This window comes from Denitrificimonas caeni DSM 24390, assembly GCF_000421765.1.
In the GTDB taxonomy this organism is placed as follows: Bacteria; Pseudomonadota; Gammaproteobacteria; order Pseudomonadales; family Pseudomonadaceae; genus Denitrificimonas; species Denitrificimonas caeni.
The window spans coordinates 119047-137332 of the sequence record NZ_ATXQ01000003.1 but is presented as its reverse complement, the minus strand read 5'-3'; the positions used below and the strand labels follow the sequence as shown (position 1 = coordinate 137332).

Below are 18286 nucleotides of genomic sequence, written 5' to 3'. Positions count from 1 at the left end.
TCTTAACCGCGTTGTATGTTGCGAATTAAATACGAGAAAGCGCGCGCTAAGTTTTTGGCTGCTTGCTGATCGCGGACAATTGTCAGTATTGCAGTTTTCTTATCTTCGCCAAAAATCACACAGCGAATACCTTGTGCTGGGCAGGCATAGCTGACAAAAGGGTCGGCACCAAACACATTGATGCGATTGCTGCGTACTTCCATTGCATTATTTTGGCTGCTACGAATTTCTTCGCGAATGATCAAATCACCTTGCTGAGCAACGCTAACACTGTATAGAAAATCTTGTGGGTTGCTGTGACCAACCTGATAGCCTGCGCGCAAAGCATGCTCAGACAGTAAGCGGTTAACCTCGGCTAAGAGTGCTGCGCGTTCATTCGATGTGCCATGTTGACGTTTCAGTTGGCTAAGGTAATTGACCTGTTCACTGCTGTCTAAGCTTAGCGGCTCGGCAACACTGAATGTCGCCGCGGCTACTAGGCTCAAAGCCAACCAGCGCGCAGTAAGAATAGAGCGATAAAAGTATTGGAGCATGTTTAAATCCCTATAAAAGGTCATTGTCTGTGGCTCAATAATACAGTCATTAATGACTGCTTTGCCGTGATAGATAATACAAGTCAGCATCTTGCTGTAAAAAGTTTAATCTGTAGGCTACGTTAACCGATAGTACGACGATAAAGCTGTGATTAAGTTGCCAGAGTTTGAGAAAATGCTCTACTGCTGAGATTGCGCTTGAGCAAGAAGAATTCGCTAATAAGGATAATGAGTTGAGTAAGCCTTGGATTTTAGGACTCACAGGCGGCATTGGTAGCGGTAAAAGTGCCGCCGCCGATGCCTTTGCGCAGTTAGGTATTGCGACGATTGATGCCGACCATGCCGCGCGTTGGGTGGTTGAGCCGGGTCGTCCTGCCTTAGCAAAAATAGTCGATCGCTTTGGTGATGCAGTATTGCTTGATGATGGCCAGCTCAATCGTGCTGTTTTGCGTGAGCGTATTTTCGCTGAGCCAGAACAAAGGCAATGGCTGGAGGCTTTATTGCATCCGCTGATTCGTGATGAAATCAGTCAGTTTCTAGCGGCGGCACAATCACCTTATGCCATCTTGGTCTCGCCTTTACTGATTGAGTCCGGCCAGTATAAAACCGTCCAGCGTATTCTGGTGGTGGATGTCCCGAGTGAACTGCAGGTTGCTCGTGCTCTGCAGCGTGATCAAGTTTCTGAAGCGCAGTTGCGCGCTATTATGCAGGCTCAGTTAGATCGTGATGAGCGCTTAAAATATGCTGATGATGTGCTGTGTAATGCCGCAGATAAAGCCGCATTGCAGCGAGAAGTGTTACGTTTGCATGACTATTACTTAACTTTAACAGGAGGTCAGTTATGACTTCAGTAACAACGGTGGCCTGTCCTACGTGTGAGAAACCAGTCGAATGGGGTGAGCAGAGTCCGTCACGTCCTTTTTGTAGTGAGCGCTGCAAGTTAATTGATTTAGGTGCTTGGGCGGCAGAAGAACACGCTATTCCAGGTGAGCCGGATTTGGATGCTATGTTTGGTGATGAGTTTAATCACTAAGAGTGTCTTTTGATGCTGTGAGGGTGTGAGCAGTGCGTATTTTCAAGAAATAATTGTGCCTGCCGCACTTAGCTAGTTCTGTTTGCCTCAATGCGGCAGTGCGCATGTACCGCTTTCTTTTGTTTTTAAAATCAAAGGCAGCAGTAGTTGTGCCTGCCACACCCTGCTAGTGCTGCTTTTCCCTCAATGAGGCATCCTGCCTCAATTCGGGCGCTGCGCATCCATGCTACGCTTGCTGCGGCACTAGCAGGGCATGGCTTGACCATTTGAGTGGACAGCTAGTTTGTAGCATGGCTCTTTTAAAAGCCTGCGAGTCGTTGCAGGTTTTATTGTTGATGGGATGCTTGCTGGCTTAATGCTGCTGGAGCTCGCAGGCTCTGCAAATGGTCAACGCGTGCTTCGGGGTTGGTGTGATGAGCGAGCCAAGGATGGCGAGCACCGGAGTTGAACTCTGGATGGGTTCATCGACGGACAAACAGCAATTCCGAAGTACGGCATACATCACATTAATCAGCGCATAAAAAACCAAGGCAATAGATGCAATGTGCGTATGTCGTACCGCTCAAATAATAGGAATCAATGCGCGGCGCGCTTAGCCTCAGTTGGTGCACCCATAAAACGCAGCAGCACATTTAGCAGTAAGCCATACAACGGAATAAACAGCAGCAAGCTGATCAGTATTTTAACCACGTAATCAACCACCGCAATTTCAATCCAGTGCTCGGCCATAAAGGCGTTGCTGCTGTACCAAAACGCCACCGCAAAAAACACAAAAGTATCCAGCAGATTGCCCAATACAGTTGATGCGGTTGGAGCAATCCACCATTGCTTAAGCTGGCGCAGTCGATCAAACACCTGAATATCCGCCAGTTGCCCTACTGCGTAAGCGGCAAAACTCGCTAACGAGATACGCAGAACAAAAGTATTTAACACCAGCAATGCCGCGGCGCCGCGAAACGAGCCTTCTTGAAACAGCACTGAGACGACATACGAAACCAATAAGGCTGGCAGCATCACATAGGCAATCACTCGCCGTGCCGGCTGTTTACCGAGTAAACGAACGGTTAGATCGGTGGCTAGAAAAATAAAGGGAAAACTAAAAGCGCCCCAAGTGGTTTGCCAACCAAAGAGCTGCATAGGGAACTGCACAAGATAGTTACTGGCGATAATAATAAAAATGTGGAACGCAATCAGCGTCACCACCGCCGCCCGCTGGCGGGGGCCGGTTAGAGCAAACATAAGACACCTTTTTGAATGGGGTGAGGGAACCATGAGCACCTAAGCTAGGTGTTGCGAGCGCGTATTGTACCCACAAAGGCGAGCAATATGTAGACCACGCCGCTTGGCGTTGCAGTTGGCATGCCCGATTAAGCCATTGTTGAGCAGTTACGGCTGTTATGAAATGTCGCGTGCTTGCCCTTGTTCCTCGTAAGTGATGCCGTCACGGATATGGTACAAACGCCTAAAGGTCGGGATGATTTTGTCATCGTGAGTGACCACAATCACCGCGGTTTGATAATCACGGGCAATCTCATTGAGCATGCGAATCACCGTTAACGCGCGCACGCTATCTAAGGCTGCAGTGGGCTCATCGGCTAAAATCACCGGTGGACGGTTAATCAGTCCACGGGCAATGGCAATACGCTGTTGCTCACCACCGGACAGGCGCGAAGGTAAGGCTTGAGCGCGGTGCTCGACTTGCAAAACGGTCAGTAACTCTAAGGCGCGCTGCCGAGCTTCTTTATTGCTGACGCCGGCGAGCATGGGCAGTAGTGCGACATTATCCAGCGTGGTCAGAAATGGAATCAAATAGGGCGCCTGAAAAACAAAGCCAATTTTATCGCGGCGCAGCGCGCGCAGGTCTGAGATTTTCCAAGCATTATCGTAAATTAGCTGCTCGCCCAAATACATCTGCCCAGCACTGGGTTCGATAATGGCTCCTAAACATTTCAGCAGCGTACTTTTCCCTGAGCCAGACGGGCCAATCAGACCCACCACTTCGCCCGGTGCTACCTGCATATTCACTTGCTTTAACGCATGCACAGCGGTATCACCACTGCCAAATGATTTACTTAGTCCTGAGATTTTAATGCCATAGGCTTGCATCGAATTAACCTCCCACCGCATCTGCAGGGTTGACCCGTAGTGCCGCGTAAATCGCCACAAAACTTGCGAGAACGCACATAGATAAGACTGCAATCAGTCCGCTGATGGTGTCTTGGGTGGTCAATAACACATACTTTGGAAAAAAGGGGGCCCAGACGGTGGCGGCAATTTTGCCGACGATAAAACCAATCACACCTAAAGCTAAGGCTTGCTGGATAATCATCGCCACAATGGTTTTATTGTGGGTACCTATGAGCTTGAGTACAGCAATTTCGCGGATTTTACCCATGGTTAAGGTGTAAATAATAAAAGCCACAATGGCTGCGCTGACCACAGCTAAAATCACTAAAAACATGAGGATTTGCCGCGCCGAAGTAGCAATCAGCTTGCCGACTAAAATACCTTCCATTTGCTCACGATCGTAGACCTGCAAACGCAGCCAGCGCCGAATATCTTCTGCGACTTGTGCTGGCTCAGCCTGTGCTTTGAGTTGTACCAGTACCGCATTGACTTGAGTGTTGCTTTCTTGCAACTCCAGCACTGCAGGCAATACTTCAGGGTTACGCGGGTTATTAAATACAGGGTTTCGCTGAATGCGCCGACGGTTTTGAGCAAGGGCATCATTACTTTTCAGAAACTGTGCTTGCTGAGCATCCAGTAGTGGAATAAATATCATTGGGTCGCCACTTGAGGACACCATGCGCTGGGTTAAGCCAACGATCAGATAGCTGTTGCGGCGAATGTGTACGCGATCACCAAGCTTAAAACCACTGGCAATATCAGCCACAGCTTCATAGTGGTTTTTACTGACTTGGCGGCCGGCTAATAAACGCAGTGGCCAACCCGCAGAACCCGGTCCTGTATTGGCAATACCAGTGACTAACGCGCGGGTGTCACCGCCGTCATGCACAACTTGCATGGTCAAGTAGGTGACGTTTGCGGCATTGGCAACACCGGGCATATTGGCCACTGCGCGCCACGTATCATCAGGTAAATTGGATGGTTCGGCGTAGGGGCCGAGCGTATCTTTTTGCACTATCCATAAGTCGGCGGCGCTGTTATCTAAGAGCACTTGTGCGTCATCGACCATGCCGCGATAGACGCCGGCCATGGTCAGCGTCACGCCAATCAGCAAGCCCAAGCCGATGCCGGTAAAAACAAATTTACCCCAGGCATGCAGAATGTCGCGACCGGCTAAGCTGATCATGGTGTGTCGACCAGCTGTTCAACCTGCTGGACGCGGCTGTTGGCGGTTAAAGCTTTGCTGCTATATAACACCACCTGTTGGCCAGCGCTGAGCCCAGAGAGCACTTGCACATTACCTTTTAAGTCGCTGCGCCCTAGAGTAATGGGCTGAAAGACCGGTTGTTGTTGATCAATTAGCCACACACCTAATTGGCTATTTTGACGCATAATCGCCGCATTGTTGATCACTGGCGTACTGGCTAACAGGGGTAATTGCACCGTCACCTCGGCCAGTTCACCAATGCTTGGAGCAGGCTGTGGCTGTTGCGTAAAGAGTACTTTTGCCCGGCGCTCCTCGGTCACTGCATCGGCCAGCCATTCGAGACGAGCCACATGGCCAGTATGAGGCTGCAGTTCTTGTGAGCGTAGAATAATTTGCGCAGGCTGCTGCTGGGCAAGGTGCTTTGAACCGGCTTGATCAAAGCGCACATCAATCCATAGTTGCTCTGGGTCAATCAACTCAAATAGGGTTTGCCCAGCCAGCACAGTGGCGCCGGGATCAATATGCCGAGCGATAATTAATCCTGACACTGGTGCGCGTAAATAGCTATCGTTGCGTAGTGCGTGCAGTGCCAGCAGTTCTGCTTGGGCACGGAGTAATTCACTGTTGGCGCTGCGCGCTTGATTGCGGGCCAGCGTCCACTCGTGTTGTTTGGCCGCATCAATTTCTTCGCTGACGGAACGTGAGGGCAGCAGCTTGCGGTAACGCGCAGCTTGTTTGCCGGTGTAGTCTAAACGTGCTTGCGCCTCACTAAGGCGTGCTTTATTGCTCTCGACCAGCGCCGCTTGCGCATTGATTTTTTCATCCAGATCCACCACGTCAATCATGCCGAGAATCTCGCCTGCGTCCACCCTTGCGCCGACATCAACATTTAAATTGACGACTCGTCCTAGCGTATTGCTGGCAATCCGATAGGTGTGGCGCGCCTCGACTGTGCCAATACCAAAGAGTGCAGGCTCGAGTTGGCGTTCTTGCACCTCGGTTACCACTATTTTAATTTTCGCCAGCGGTCCTGAACTCAGTACAACCCAGATAAACGCGGTTGCCAGTAATGCAATAGTGGCAAACACCGCCAGCAGTTTCTTCTGTTTAAAAAAATCGGACATCGTTAACGGGCCTCAATTGCGCGCTGATACAGTAGAAAAGTATCTTGCGCGGCTTGCAGCAGGGTATCGCTATTGCCTTGCACAATGCTTTGCACCACTAAGCCTTGAATGCTGCCAATAAACAGCAGGGCAGCGGCCTTTACATCCAGATCTGCAGCGAACTCTTGGTTGTCTTTACCTTGTTCTAAGGTCTGTTGCAGGCGCTGTTGGTATTGACTGAGCAAGGCATTGACCATTTTTTTAGCTGCGGTATTTTCTTTGCGCTGCAGTTCGCTAAATAACAGACGAGGCACACCAGGGTGCTCACTAATAAACTGAATGTGAGTCATAAAGGCTGCACGCAAAGACGCTGTTGCGGTTGTCTGAGCGTGCATCGCCTTATCGATACGCGCTAGCAAGCGTTGAGCCACCCAATTCATCACCGATTCTAAAATGGCTTCTTTATTCGTAAAGTGCCGAAACAGCGAGCCTTGAGTGACGCCCATATGCTTAGCAATGGCCGCGGTAGAAATCTCGCTGGGGTTTTGTTGCGCGGCCAATTCAATCACGGCCTCAACGGTGACAGCGCGGCGTTCATCGGCTGGTAAATATTTGCTGGGCGCTTGCATACACTTGCCTGAAAAAGATAGTAATTGATCGCTATCTTTGCAGATGCTTAACTGTTGTGCAACAACCAACGATATGATTTTGTTGAAAATTAATTAAGAACAGTCGCGTAAATTTTTCCTACCTTTAAGCTGCACTCTCTTGGGATGTCGTGCACTGGTTCGTCCGCGTTGCTGAAGTAAATTGCGAGTTTTTTGCTTAACACAACAAACATGGGAACTTTTATCGCGCGCCAACGTTAATGAATAAGGCGCAATAGCAAGGTGAGGTTGGCCGTTATGAGTCAAGCAACAGATGATCACCTTATTGAGCAAACTCGACAAGGTGATCGAGAGGCTTTTGGTGAGCTAATTATGCGCTATCAAGTGCAGGTGTATCACTTTTCCAGACGTTTGTTAGGCAGTGCTGATGCTGCGCAAGACCTGACCCAGGATGTGTTTATTAAAGCTTTTCTGGCGCTAGATACATATCAACCTGACGCTGCTTTTGCTGCGTGGTTATTACGAATTGCGCGTAATGCCTGTTTCGATGTGTTGCGTACGCAGCAACGGCAGCCCGCGTTATCATTGGATGCACACGCAGAGCAATTGGTTGCCAGTACGCTCAGTGCTGAAGAGCAGGCAATTCAGGCGCAACGCATAGATCAGCTGGAACAAGCTTTACTGGGAATTTCTTTAGAGCATCGGGAAATTGTGATTTTACGTGACATTGAAGGGTTTTCTTATCAAGAAATCGCTGAGCTTTTAGAGATAAATGCTGGCACTGTGCGCTCGCGCTTATCCAGAGGCCGTGCTGCATTGATGCAACAGATAAATATCGGAGACCATTATGCTTGAGCATATTGAAAAACAGTGGCTATCAGCCTATCTCGATGAACAGTTAAGTTCAGTGCAGAGTCGGCGTGTGCAAGAGCACCTGGCCAGGTGCACAGAATGTCGCGCTTATCTGACTGATTTACATGCCATGCAACAGCAACTTAAAGAATTTAAGACGATGGCTGCACCGATTGACATACGCACGCAGACTTTGGCTTTGCTTGCTGATCTGCCCATCAAGAAGCAACGTAAGCGCTGGTCTTGGTTGGACTACAGTGCAGCGGCAGCTTCGATTTTTTTTGGTTTGCTAATTGGCAACTTGCTTATGTCAGTAGAGCCAGAGCGGCCATTAGAACTGGCAGTGATGCAGGTGCTGGGGGCTAACCCACCAGGGGCTATCTGTGCTGTTTCCAGTTATTGTTATTTGGAGTCTCGCTAATGAATACATTAAAAAATCGTACTTATCTAATCTTTATAACGCTGCTTAATCTGAGTATTTTGCTGGCTATCATCTGGGCGGGCTGGGGGCGTGCTTGGTCGACAGCGCAAACGCCTGTTTTGGAAAATTATTTAATGTTAGATGCGCAGCAGGTTTTGCAGTGGCAACAGGCTGAGCGGGAATTTTTGGTACGTCTTGAAAGTAACGCAGCGGCCATTCAAAAACAGCGCACAGTCTTAATCAAGGCTGTGTTTGCCGACGAGCTTGTACTGGATGAGGTTCATGCGGCGCGCCAAGCTTTAGCGCGTTTGCAAAATCAACAACAGTCTATTGTGGTTGAGCAATTGTTAGCTGAACGTTCGATTGCCACGCCTGCGCAGCGTCGCGCACTAGAAGAGCTCTTACTGCAACAACCGATGCATTCGTCGCAATATGAGCAATTACATCAAAGTAAATAATTAATGGAACTAAATAGCTGAGTGAAACGTTATAGATAATGAAAGGCTTATTTTACGAGCTTTATTTACCCATGATGAGGATGACACCATGAAAAAACAGGTATTACTCAAGACGATGGCTGGTTTGGGTTTGGCTTTATCGTTCAGTTTGGTCACGCTGCCGAGTATGGCGCAAGACGATCACGATAGTCATGATGCACACAACATTGAGCTACAGCTTAATGCTGGGCAAAAATGGCATACCGATGCGCCGTTACGCCAAGCCATGCGCGATATTAGTCTTGCGGTGAATACCGCTTTAGATGGTATTCATAAGAAAGAATTGGATGCCGCAGGCTATCAAGCCTTGGCTGGCACAGTGAATCAGCAAGTGGCCTATATGGTAGAAAATTGCCAGCTAGAGCCAGAAGCGGACGCACAACTGCATATTGTTATTGCGCGTTTGATGGACAGTGCGCAGGTGATGGAAAAGCAGAATGATCTGCAGGTGAAAAATGAGGCAGCGGTTAAATTGGTCGGCGCATTAAATAGCTATGCTGACTACTTTGAAGACGCTAGTTTTGTTAAACCTGTGCATTAATTATTAGGATTTAGACGCATGGCGGCTGCTGGGTTTAAAAGTGAGTAGCCGCCATTTTTATAGTTGTCCATACAATAAAGCAGCGCTGATTAGCACAAACAGGCTAAAGATAATCTTCAGTATATGCTGCGGTAAGCTGTGTGCGGCGCGCACACCGTAGCTCACTGTTAGCACTCCACCAATCGCCATCGCAATCCCGGTGCTCCAAGCCACTTGGCCGTGTGCGCTGTAGGTGACTAAAGTGGCGACTGTTGTAGGCACGGCAATCGCCAGTGATAAGCCTTGCGCAACCACTTGGCTTGCACCGAAAAACATAGTCATGACTGGAGTGGCAATCACTGCACTGCCGACCCCAAATAGCCCTCCGAGAAAACCAGAAACACTGCCTAAGCCAGCGAAGTAAGGCCATGCTAATTGGCGTAAGCCGCTATTGACACGTTTACCCAGCATTTGCAGCAAGTTCCATACGGCAATAAAAAGTAAAAAGCCGATAAAAATTTTACGCATTGAGCGTTGATCCAAGTCCAACGCAATCAATGCACCAAACCATGACAAAGCGAAGGCGCAGCCGCCTAAAATAAGAGCAGTTTTCCAGTCAATTTTATTGCGCTGATTGTATTTGTAGATGCCCAACACAATGTTCGGCACCACCATCGCTAATGCAGTGCCTTGGGCTAACTGCTGATCCATACCGTAAAGTAGACTCAGCGCAGGAATGGCAAAAAGCCCTCCGCCGATGCCAAGCAGTCCGCCGAACACACCGAGAAGGCCGCCAATTACAATATTGATAATAAAATCGATCACGTTATCCGGTGCCTTTTTAAGGTGACGAGTGAGCTATGCAGGTAAACTGAGCGTATTTAGCGAGCAGAGCATAAAATGCATTAACGCTGCTGGCGCTTTGGCAGCGCTTGTTGGTTTGATTGCGCCATCATGGCAAACTGGCTAGCGTTTTGTATATCTGCTTTATTTTAATAGGGTGTTAACTTTTGGTTAATGCAAATGGCGCCTAGCGATGCACTTTGATCTTGCTGATTTACGGTTATTTATTCATATCTCTGAAGCACCGAGTATTACTCAAGCGGCGCGCAAGTCATTTATTTCTACTGCAGCGGCCAGCAATCGAATTAAAAAACTAGAAGAACAAGTGGGTATTCGTTTGCTTTATCGTGACTCGCAAGGGGTTGAGTTAACCTCGGCAGGTGCGGTTTTGCTTAAACATGCGCGGATTATTTTGCGACAGGTGCAGTACTTACACAATGAATTATCTGAGTTTAGTGATCAGCAGGTCGGGCATATTCGTATTTTTGCTAATACGACAGCAGTCACCGATTTTTTACCGGAAACCCTTGCAGTGCTGATGGTTCAGCATCCGCAGCTCACCATTGATTTGCAAGAAAGAGTCAATCTTGAGGTGTTACGTGGCGTCGCTGAAGGTGCCAGCGATATAGGCATTACCGCAGGTCCTATTAAGGCGCAAGGTCTTGAAGTGATTCACTTCAGTACTGACCGCCTGGTGTTGACGACCAGCAGCGAGCATCCTTTAGCGCACTTACAATCGGTTGATTTAGAGCAAACCCTCGATTATCCGCATATTTGTTTGCAGGAGGGCTCAAGTCTGCTGCGCTTTTTAAAAAGCCAAGTGGATAATTTGCAGCGCGATATCAATGTGCGGATTCAGGTGTTTGGTTTCGAGTCGATGTGTCGAATGATTGAAGCCGGTGTAGGTATCGGAATCATGCCGGAATCCTCTGCTTTACGGCATAAACAAACCATGAGTTTACAGATTATTCAGCTTGATGAACCTTGGGCTGTACGTGAGCGAAGCATCATCGTGCGTGATTCGCAAGCATTACCAGAGTATGTGAAAACCTTAATTAAACTATTGGTTAAGCAACCGCCAACTCAACTTGCTCGATAATCTAGTGAGCCTGTTGATTGCATAGAGAGCGTAAAGGAGGAGAGGCATGGCATCGGCAAAACCACGTTGGCGCAATTTACTGTGGCTAGCGTTTTTTTTTCTAACCTTGCTTTGGCCAATTCAGCGCTTGGTGGAAAACTACTATTTAGAAGGTTTGCAGCGTAAAAACGGGCAAACCTTAGATTTATTTGTCGCTAACTTATTAGGTACATTGCAACGCTATGAAGTATTACCACAGATCTTAGGACGCTTACCTAATGTTCAGCAGGCTTTATTGGCACCGAGCGATGAACTGGCGGTACATACGGCCAATCAACTGCTTAAGCGTATTCAAGTGCAGACCGGTGCTGATGTCATTTATCTGATGGATGCCAATGGTCTAACCCTTGCGGCATCGAACTGGGATGCGCAGCGCAGCTTTATTGGCAATAACTTTTCTTTTCGTCCCTATTTTCGCAATGCATTGCAGGGTGAAACGGGCGTTTTTTTTGGTTTAGGTAATACCTCATTTAAACGCGGTTATTACTTTGGCAGCGCGGTGTATGCCGATGGTGTAGTGATTGGCGTAATTGTGGTGAAAGTTGATCTGGATTTTACTGAAAGACTATGGGGGCAGACTCCTGAGCAGTTAGTGGTGACTGATAAGAATGGCGTGGTGATTCTAACTTCCCACGCGGATTGGCGCTTCACAGCGACGCGTCAACTGACTGAACAAGAACAACGGAGCGTTGCCGAGCATCAACCCTATACCTCTATTCATCCCAACAGGATCAGCCTCAAACCGCAAGACTGGCTGGTTTTAGAAAAGCCGCTGGATGAAATCGGCTGGAAGGTTAGCGTTTTAACTCCGCAAAGCTTAATCAATGAGCCCGTGCGCACCGCTATGGCGGTAGTGACGGCTTCGTTGCTCGCTGTGTTATTAGTTTTGGGCTTATTAATGCAGCGGCGCAGGCATTACCTTGAGCGCATTGCGATGGATACACATGCCAAAGCGGTGCTGGAAGAGAGTGTGCGCACCCGTACCCAAGACTTACAAACCCTTAATAGCCGTCTTAAACAAGAGGTGTTAGAGCGCGAGTCTGCTCAGCAAGACTTAGTGCGCGCCCAGGATGAGCTGGTACAGGCGGGAAAACTGTCTGCTTTGGGGGTGATGTCGGCCAGTATCAGTCATGAGTTGAATCAGCCTTTGGCAGCCATTCGTAGCTACACCGATAACGCAAAAATCTTACTGGATCAGCAGCGCACGCTTGAGGTGCGCAATAATTTAGATTTAATTGCACAGTTGACTGAGCGGATGGCCTCGATCATTAGTCATTTACGCGCATTTGCTCGCCGTGACCGTTTAGCCTCTGAGCATGTGGCGTTACAGCCAGCGATCGATGATGCCTTGGCGCTCACTGCGAACCGGCAACGCAGCTTGCAGGTGGAAATTATTCGCGATATTCCTGACGCGACTTTATGGGTTGAGGCGGGAGAAACGCGTTTGCGCCAAGTTTTGAGTAATCTCATCAGTAATGCCTTGGATGCCCTCAGTGAAAGGGCGACACCACGGCGGATTTGGCTTAACACCCAGGTGCAAGATGGTTGGGTGGTCTTGGTTTTACATGATAATGGCCCGGGCTTTAGTGCCGAGGCTTTGCCGCAAGCCTGTGAGCCTTTTTACACCACAAAGACCAGTGCCCGCGGATTAGGACTTGGTTTGGCAATTTGTGCAACCTTGATGAAAGCCTTACAAGGACGTTTACTGCTAGCCAATCACCCTGACGGCGGTGCGCAAGTCACGCTCTATTTACGCGAGATTCCATCATCGGTGAATTTGCGCTCGAACGAGGATCGTTTTGAATGATACAGATCAGTCATGAAACCGATGTGCTACTGCTGGATGATGACATCCATTTGCGCACGGCATTGTCGCAAACCTTTGATTTGGCAGGCTTGCGCGTGCAAGCATACGACAGCGCTGAAGGTATAGTTGAAGCTGTGCCGGCGCAGTGGCCCGGCGTATTAGTCACTGATATTCGTATGCCTGGTATGAATGGGCTGGCGCTCTTAGAGCAGCTGCAGAATCTGGATGGGCAATTGCCGGTGATTCTGATTACGGGGCACGCGGATGTGCCGTTAGCAGTACAAGCAATGCGCATTGGCGCCTATGATTTTTTACAAAAGCCTTTTGCCAGCGAGTTGCTGCTTGATAGTGTACGACGAGCCTTGGCAGTGCGGCGTTTAGTTCTGGAAAACCGCTCACTACGCTTGGCTTTGAGCGAACAGCGTGTATTGGGAGAGCGCTTGTTGGGGCATTCACCGAGCGTGCAGCGTTTGCGTGAACAGGTGAGTGCATTGGCAACGATCCAAGCTGACGTGCTTATTTTAGGTGAAACTGGTAGTGGGAAAGAAGTCGTGGCGCGTGCTTTGCATGATTTATCAGCACGTCGCGATGCTCCTTTTGTAGCGATCAATGCTGGGGCGTTGGCAGAGTCAGTGATTGAAAGTGAATTATTTGGCCATGAAAGCGGCGCTTTTACCGGCGCGCAAAAGCGCCGTATTGGTAAGTTTGAATATGCCAATGGTGGGACGCTGTTTCTTGATGAAATAGAGAGCATGAGCCTCGATATACAGGTTAAATTACTGCGCTTACTGCAAGAGCGGGTGGTTGAACGTGTTGGCTCGAATCAACTGATTCCCTTGGATATCCGTGTCATTGCTGCAAGTAAAGAAAACTTATTAGACGCGGCTGATGCAGGACGTTTTCGTGCCGATTTGTATTATCGGTTGAATGTCGCACAGATTAATATTCCCCCTTTACGCCAGCGTAGCGAGGATGTTTTGCCGCTGTTTCAGTACTTTGTTAGTGCTGCCAGTGACAAACACGCTATTCCTGAACCGACATTAACCCCAGTCACACGAGCATTATTATTAGGCCATGAGTGGCCGGGCAATGTGCGTGAATTGCAGAATGCTGCAGAGCGTTTTGCTCTAGGGCTGGATTTGGCAATCAGTCCGGCGCTCGCAACTGCAGGCATCGCAGCAGATGATCTGCCTTTAAATGAGCAGGTAGACGCCTATGAGCGCAGTTTGATCGCCAGAGAACTGCTCAATCCACATCAGTCTCTGCGTGAAGTCGCAGAAGCTTTACAGCTACCGCGCAAAACCTTGCACGATAAGTTGCGCAAATATGGTTTAAGTTTTTCTGGTGCTGGCGAAAACTCGCCGCTCAGCGAATAGCTCTGGCGGCTTTCCGCCAGAGCCTGTGTAAATATATTTTTACCGCCTGTCTGACACTGCTATTTAAAGCTCATTTCCCTGTGGATCATCGACTTTAGTCGTGAACGCTATGTTTAGGTATGTAATTTGCGTTATGTATGGGACGTATGAGGCTGACTCGTACGGTAAAACCCTATATGTCGCACTGTGCGGCACTGACTATTCAAAGTAAGAGGAAATTTTAATGCTTAAAATGACCGCTAAAGCACTGGTTTGTGCTGTTTCATTGGGGCTGGCAGGCTTAGTGAATGCCGCTGAGCCTATTGTTATCAAATTTTCCCACGTAGTAGCCGAGCACACGCCAAAAGGCCAGGGTGCGCTACTCTTTAAAAAACTAGCTGAAGAGCGTTTGCCAGGCAAAGTTGAAGTGCAGGTGTACTCCAACTCTTCCTTGTTCGGTGACGGTAAGGAAATGGAAGCCTTGTTGCTGGGCGATGTGCAGCTCATTGCGCCTTCACTGGCTAAGTTTGAGCACTACTCAAAACCAATTCAGATTTTTGACCTGCCATTCTTGTTTGATGATATTCACGCTGTTGACCGCTTCCAGAAAGGTCCAGTTGGCCAAGAGTTATTGACCAGCATGGAAGATAAAGGCATCACCGGTCTGGGCTACTGGCACAATGGTTTGAAGCAGCTGTCAGCCAACAAGGCATTGGTTTTGCCTAAAGATGCACGAGGACTAAAGTTCCGTGTACAAGCCTCTGCAGTATTGGATGAGCAGTTTAAAGCGCTGCGTGCTAACCCGCGTAAAATGAGCTTTGCTGAAGTGTATCAAGGCCTGCAAACCGGCGTAGTCAACGGTGCAGAAAACCCCTACTCCAATATCTACTCGCAAAAAATGCACGAAGTGCAAAAGTACATCACCGAGTCTAACCATGGCTTACTCGACTACATGGTGATTACGAATACCAAGTTCTGGAATGGCTTACCAGCAGATGTGCGTACTGAGCTGAGTAAAATTATGGATGAGGTCACTGTCGAGGTGAACCTGCATGCTGAAGAGCTGAATCAGCGTGACAAACAGTCAATTATTGATAGTGGTAAAACTGAAATCATTACTTTGACCAAAGAGCAGCGTGATCAATGGCGTGATCAGGTGAAACCGGTTTGGAAGAAATTTGAACAAGACATTGGTGCAGAGCGCATCAAAGCAGCAGAAGCCGCAAACCAAGAGTAATGCCGTGCATCTCCGTACAGCCTAAGAGTTGTACGGAGATCGACACGACCTTGCAGGCTGATGTTTTGCTATCCGTTTCGGGGGAAATATTTATGAACGCTATACGCCTGATTTGGGATCGCTTTGAGGAAGGTTTTATAGTTTTTCTGCTAACGGCGATGACGTTAGTAACCTTTGTTTATGTGATTTTGAATAACCTTTACACCTTGTTTTACAGTGTGGCTGCGTATTTTTCAGAACGCTCAGAAGGCGTGTCTGAGTTTTTTTACAGTATTGGCGATTTTGTTTTAGATATCGTGCAAACCATGACTTGGAGTAATGCCTTAACTAAAGCATTGTTCGCTTGGTTGATTTTCTTTGGTTTAGCTTACGGCGTGCGTATTGGTGGGCATATCGGTGTTGACGCGTTAGTTAAACTTACCTCGCGGCCAACGCAGCGCATTATTGCAATCATCGCTTGCCTCTTCTGCCTTGGCTATGCAGCGCTATTAAGTGTGGCTAGTTTTGAGTGGATCAGCACTTTAATGCAGGCTTCGATTGGTGCCGATGATTTAGGCCATTTTGGCGTTAAGCAATGGCATATCGGTGTGATTGTGCCGATTGGTTTTACCATGGTATTTATTCGTTTTGCTGAGATTTTCGTGAGAATTATTCGTCACCAACAAGTTGGCTTAGGCTTGGCTGATGAAGCTGCTGATGCGATGAAGCTGACAGAAACAGAGGAGTCTAAATAATGACTATTCTATTTTTGTTTCTAGCTTTGTTTCTCTTAATGTTTATCGGGGTTCCGGTTGCCGCATCACTGGGTTTAGCCGGCTCGGTGACCATTATTTTATTCAGCCCTGACTCGGTACGCTCGTTAGCAATTAAGTTGTTTGAAACCAGTGAGCATTACACCTTGCTGGCGATTCCATTCTTCCTACTGGCCGGCTCTTTTATGACTACCGGCGGAGTAGCGCGGCGCTTAATTGACTTTGCTAATGCCTCGGTTGGACATATCCGTGGTGGCTTGGCGATTGGTGCGGTATTGGCGTGCATGCTGTTCGCGGCATTATCAGGTTCTAGCCCTGCTACAGTCGCGGCTGTTGGCTCGATTGCGATTGCCGGTATGGTTCGCTCAGGTTATCCGCAAGCCTTTGCTGCAGGGATTGTCACCAATGCCGGTACGCTAGGTATTTTGATTCCGCCATCGGTGGTGATGGTTGTCTATGCCGCCGCGACGGAAACCTCGGTTGGCACCTTGTTTATGGCCGGTGTTGTGCCAGGTATCTTGCTCGGATTGGTATTGATGGTGGCTATTTACATCATTGCAGTGAAGAAAAACTTGCCGGCATTGCCACGTGCAAGCTTTCGTGAATGGTTAAGTGCTGCACGTAAAGCGGTGTGGGGCTTGTTGCTGATGGTGATCATCTTGGGTGGTATTTACTCAGGCATGTTTACCCCCACAGAGGCGGCGGCAGTGGCCGCAGTGTATTCAGCTTTTATTGCCTTATTTGTCTATAAAGACATGCGCATCACAGAAGCACCAAAAGTGATTCTGGAGTCAGCCAAGCTCACTATTATGCTGATGTTCATTATCGCCAACGCCATGCTGTTTGCGCACGTGTTAACGACAGAGCAAATACCGCAACAAATTACCGCAATGGTCTTGGAAGCAGGTCTGCAGCCGTGGATGTTCCTGCTAGTGGTCAATATTGTTCTGCTGATTGCCGGTGCCTTTATGGAACCTTCGGCCATTATCTTGATTTTGGCGCCGATTCTCTTCCCTATTGCTGTGCAGTTAGGCATTGATCCAATTCACCTCGGTATCATCATGGTGGTGAATATGGAGATCGGATTGATCACACCGCCGGTGGGGCTCAACTTGTTTGTCACCTCCGCAGTAACCGGTATGCCCTTGTCGGAAGTAATTAAAGCGGCAATGCCGTGGTTGATGATCTTGCTGGGCTTCTTGGTACTGATAACTTATGTGCCGAGTATCTCGATGGGCTTACCAAACTTGCTAGGCATGTAAGCGCTGCGGTCACTGGACTCGGTCATGTTAATAAAACGGCTGGTAGCGCGCTGCTCCAGCCGTTTTTTATTGGCTAGGTTTTGTAGTTTGGAACTGCAGGACGCTGCCAATAATAAGGATGGCTAGTGCTCGCTATGACGTTGGCGGCGATACTGCTCTGGCGTGCACTGCGCATGACGCTGGAACATACTGATAAAAGCACTAGGGCTGCTGTAGCCCAAATAAAAAGCAATTTCTTTAATTGATTGCTGCGTCTCCAGTTGCTCAATAGCCGCCAAAAAGCGTAAACGCTGGCGCCATTCGCCGAAGCTGATACCGGTTTCACGGATAAACTGACGGGCTAAAGTGCGCTCGCTAACAAACACACGTTCAGCCCATTGTGCGAGGGTGTCTGCATTGCCGGGTTCGGCACGTAAGCTATCTACGACAAAAGAGGTTTGCGTACTGCTGGCATAGGGCAGGTAGCTGTGTTCAATCGCTGCAGCGTGCAACTGATCAACCAGGACCTCACCTAAGCGCAGGTCAGCCGCACTCTGTGGAATTTGCACATCACGCTCAGCGAAGTTGTTGAGAATGGCTTTTAAAATATCATTCATCACCACGCTACAGGCTTGCTGCGGTAAGTCAGCGCACAAGCTTAGATCAAGATAGACCGAGCGATACACGATACTGTGGCGATTATAAGCGCTGTGTATAGCGTGTGGTGGTATCCAAATGCCATAGCTGGGTGGCGAGATAAAACGCTGACCTGCAACTTCTAGCTGCATTACCCCGTGCGCACTGTAATTGAGTTGACCCCAAGGATGGCGATGGGGATGGGCATGGCTGTGCGCAGCAAACTCATCGTAGCGAAAGAACAAGGGTGCTGGCAGTTCAGCAAACTCTGGGATGCTCAGATAGTTTTTTGTGCTTTGGCTCATCGGTTGTCTGCGATCTGTGGTTGAGTGACTGAAAATCAGTATAGTCATTTATTCAGACAGGGTGATAATGG

At 48.6% G+C, this 18286-nt stretch carries 20 protein-coding genes; 12 read left to right on the top strand and 8 right to left on the bottom strand.

Annotated elements, in window-relative coordinates; translation table 11 throughout:
* Positions 1 to 2: 2 nt before the first annotated feature.
* On the bottom strand, positions 3 to 533 hold the full coding sequence (locus H591_RS0106015) for a hypothetical protein (protein WP_028244220.1): 531 nt from the start codon (positions 531 to 533) through the stop codon (positions 3 to 5).
* A 233-nt stretch (positions 534 to 766) separates the two neighbouring features.
* Between H591_RS0106015 and coaE the strand changes: the two genes are divergently transcribed.
* Together coaE and yacG are read left to right on the top strand one after the other, a co-directional pair.
* Entirely contained in the window at positions 767 to 1378 is a 612-nt protein-coding gene (coaE, locus tag H591_RS0106010; RefSeq protein WP_022966049.1) for a dephospho-CoA kinase, read from the top strand.
* Positions 1375 to 1566: a DNA gyrase inhibitor YacG gene (gene yacG, locus H591_RS0106005; RefSeq protein WP_022966048.1), complete on the top strand. Its 192-nt coding sequence runs from the start codon at positions 1375 to 1377 to the stop codon at positions 1564 to 1566. Before coaE ends, yacG begins: the two co-directional genes overlap by 4 nt.
* A gap of 576 nt (positions 1567 to 2142) precedes the next feature.
* Here yacG and H591_RS0106000 read toward each other — a convergent pair.
* From H591_RS0106000 to H591_RS0105980, 5 genes are all read right to left on the bottom strand, one after another.
* Positions 2143 to 2805 (bottom strand): 7-cyano-7-deazaguanine/7-aminomethyl-7-deazaguanine transporter, encoded by a 663-nt coding sequence (locus H591_RS0106000; RefSeq protein ID WP_022966047.1) that lies wholly within the window; start codon positions 2803 to 2805, stop codon positions 2143 to 2145.
* A gap of 156 nt (positions 2806 to 2961) precedes the next feature.
* Positions 2962 to 3672 (bottom strand): ABC transporter ATP-binding protein, encoded by a 711-nt coding sequence (locus tag H591_RS0105995; protein ID WP_022966046.1) that lies wholly within the window; start codon positions 3670 to 3672, stop codon positions 2962 to 2964.
* 4 nt (positions 3673 to 3676) lie between these two features.
* Entirely contained in the window at positions 3677 to 4879 is a 1203-nt protein-coding gene (locus tag H591_RS0105990) for an ABC transporter permease (RefSeq protein WP_022966045.1), read from the bottom strand.
* Positions 4876 to 6024 carry an efflux RND transporter periplasmic adaptor subunit gene (locus H591_RS0105985; RefSeq protein WP_022966044.1) on the bottom strand — a complete coding sequence of 383 codons (1149 nt, stop codon included), beginning with the start codon at positions 6022 to 6024 and terminating at the stop codon, positions 4876 to 4878. Before H591_RS0105985 ends, H591_RS0105990 begins: the two co-directional genes overlap by 4 nt.
* A gap of 2 nt (positions 6025 to 6026) precedes the next feature.
* On the bottom strand, positions 6027 to 6632 hold the full coding sequence (locus H591_RS0105980; RefSeq protein ID WP_022966043.1) for a TetR/AcrR family transcriptional regulator: 606 nt from the start codon (positions 6630 to 6632) through the stop codon (positions 6027 to 6029).
* Between the two features lie 276 nt (positions 6633 to 6908).
* On the opposite strand from H591_RS0105980, the gene H591_RS0105975 reads away from it, so the two are divergent.
* The 4 genes from H591_RS0105975 to H591_RS0105960 all read left to right on the top strand — a co-directional run bounded on the left by H591_RS0105975 (position 6909) and on the right by H591_RS0105960 (position 8922).
* Entirely contained in the window at positions 6909 to 7466 is a 558-nt protein-coding gene (locus H591_RS0105975) for an RNA polymerase sigma factor (protein ID WP_022966042.1), read from the top strand.
* Positions 7459 to 7884, top strand: coding sequence for an anti-sigma factor family protein (locus H591_RS0105970; RefSeq protein ID WP_022966041.1), 426 nt, complete (start codon positions 7459 to 7461; stop codon positions 7882 to 7884). The genes H591_RS0105975 and H591_RS0105970 overlap by 8 nt, the downstream gene beginning before the upstream one ends.
* Positions 7884 to 8342, top strand: a complete 459-nt coding sequence (locus H591_RS0105965) for a periplasmic heavy metal sensor (RefSeq protein ID WP_022966040.1) — start codon at positions 7884 to 7886, stop codon at positions 8340 to 8342. Before H591_RS0105970 ends, H591_RS0105965 begins: the two co-directional genes overlap by 1 nt.
* Before the next feature lie 88 nt (positions 8343 to 8430).
* Complete coding sequence (locus H591_RS0105960; protein ID WP_022966039.1) at positions 8431 to 8922, top strand: hypothetical protein; 492 nt, start codon at positions 8431 to 8433, stop codon at positions 8920 to 8922.
* 57 nt (positions 8923 to 8979) lie between these two features.
* On the opposite strand, the gene H591_RS0105955 is transcribed toward H591_RS0105960, so the two are convergent.
* Positions 8980 to 9726, bottom strand: a complete 747-nt coding sequence (locus H591_RS0105955; protein WP_022966038.1) for a sulfite exporter TauE/SafE family protein — start codon at positions 9724 to 9726, stop codon at positions 8980 to 8982.
* Between the two features lie 211 nt (positions 9727 to 9937).
* Here H591_RS0105955 and H591_RS0105945 point away from each other — a divergent pair, with 211 nt between their 5' ends.
* The 6 genes from H591_RS0105945 (at position 9938) to dctM (ending at position 17295) form a co-directional block, all read left to right on the top strand.
* The gene (locus tag H591_RS0105945; RefSeq protein WP_022966036.1) at positions 9938 to 10843 is read left to right on the top strand and encodes a LysR family transcriptional regulator; all 906 of its coding nucleotides are present in this window, start codon (positions 9938 to 9940) and stop codon (positions 10841 to 10843) included.
* Positions 10844 to 10889: 46 nt separating this feature from the next.
* The gene (locus H591_RS0105940; protein WP_022966035.1) at positions 10890 to 12689 is read left to right on the top strand and encodes a sensor histidine kinase; all 1800 of its coding nucleotides are present in this window, start codon (positions 10890 to 10892) and stop codon (positions 12687 to 12689) included.
* The gene (locus H591_RS0105935; RefSeq protein WP_022966034.1) at positions 12686 to 14065 is read left to right on the top strand and encodes a sigma-54-dependent transcriptional regulator; all 1380 of its coding nucleotides are present in this window, start codon (positions 12686 to 12688) and stop codon (positions 14063 to 14065) included. The genes H591_RS0105940 and H591_RS0105935 overlap by 4 nt, the downstream gene beginning before the upstream one ends.
* 223 nt (positions 14066 to 14288) lie before the next feature.
* Positions 14289 to 15281 (top strand): C4-dicarboxylate TRAP substrate-binding protein DctP, encoded by a 993-nt coding sequence (dctP, locus tag H591_RS0105930; RefSeq protein ID WP_022966033.1) that lies wholly within the window; start codon positions 14289 to 14291, stop codon positions 15279 to 15281.
* 92 nt (positions 15282 to 15373) lie between these two features.
* A complete protein-coding gene (locus tag H591_RS0105925) occupies positions 15374 to 16015 on the top strand; it encodes a TRAP transporter small permease (RefSeq protein WP_022966032.1) in 642 nt (213 codons plus the stop codon).
* Positions 16015 to 17295, top strand: coding sequence for a C4-dicarboxylate TRAP transporter large permease protein DctM (dctM, locus tag H591_RS0105920; RefSeq protein ID WP_022966031.1), 1281 nt, complete (start codon positions 16015 to 16017; stop codon positions 17293 to 17295). The genes H591_RS0105925 and dctM overlap by 1 nt, the downstream gene beginning before the upstream one ends.
* Positions 17296 to 17417: 122 nt before the next feature.
* Here the strand turns inward: dctM and H591_RS0105915 are convergent, their stop codons facing one another.
* Positions 17418 to 18215 carry an AraC family transcriptional regulator gene (locus H591_RS0105915; protein ID WP_022966030.1) on the bottom strand — a complete coding sequence of 266 codons (798 nt, stop codon included), beginning with the start codon at positions 18213 to 18215 and terminating at the stop codon, positions 17418 to 17420.
* Positions 18216 to 18286: the final 71 nt, after the last annotated feature.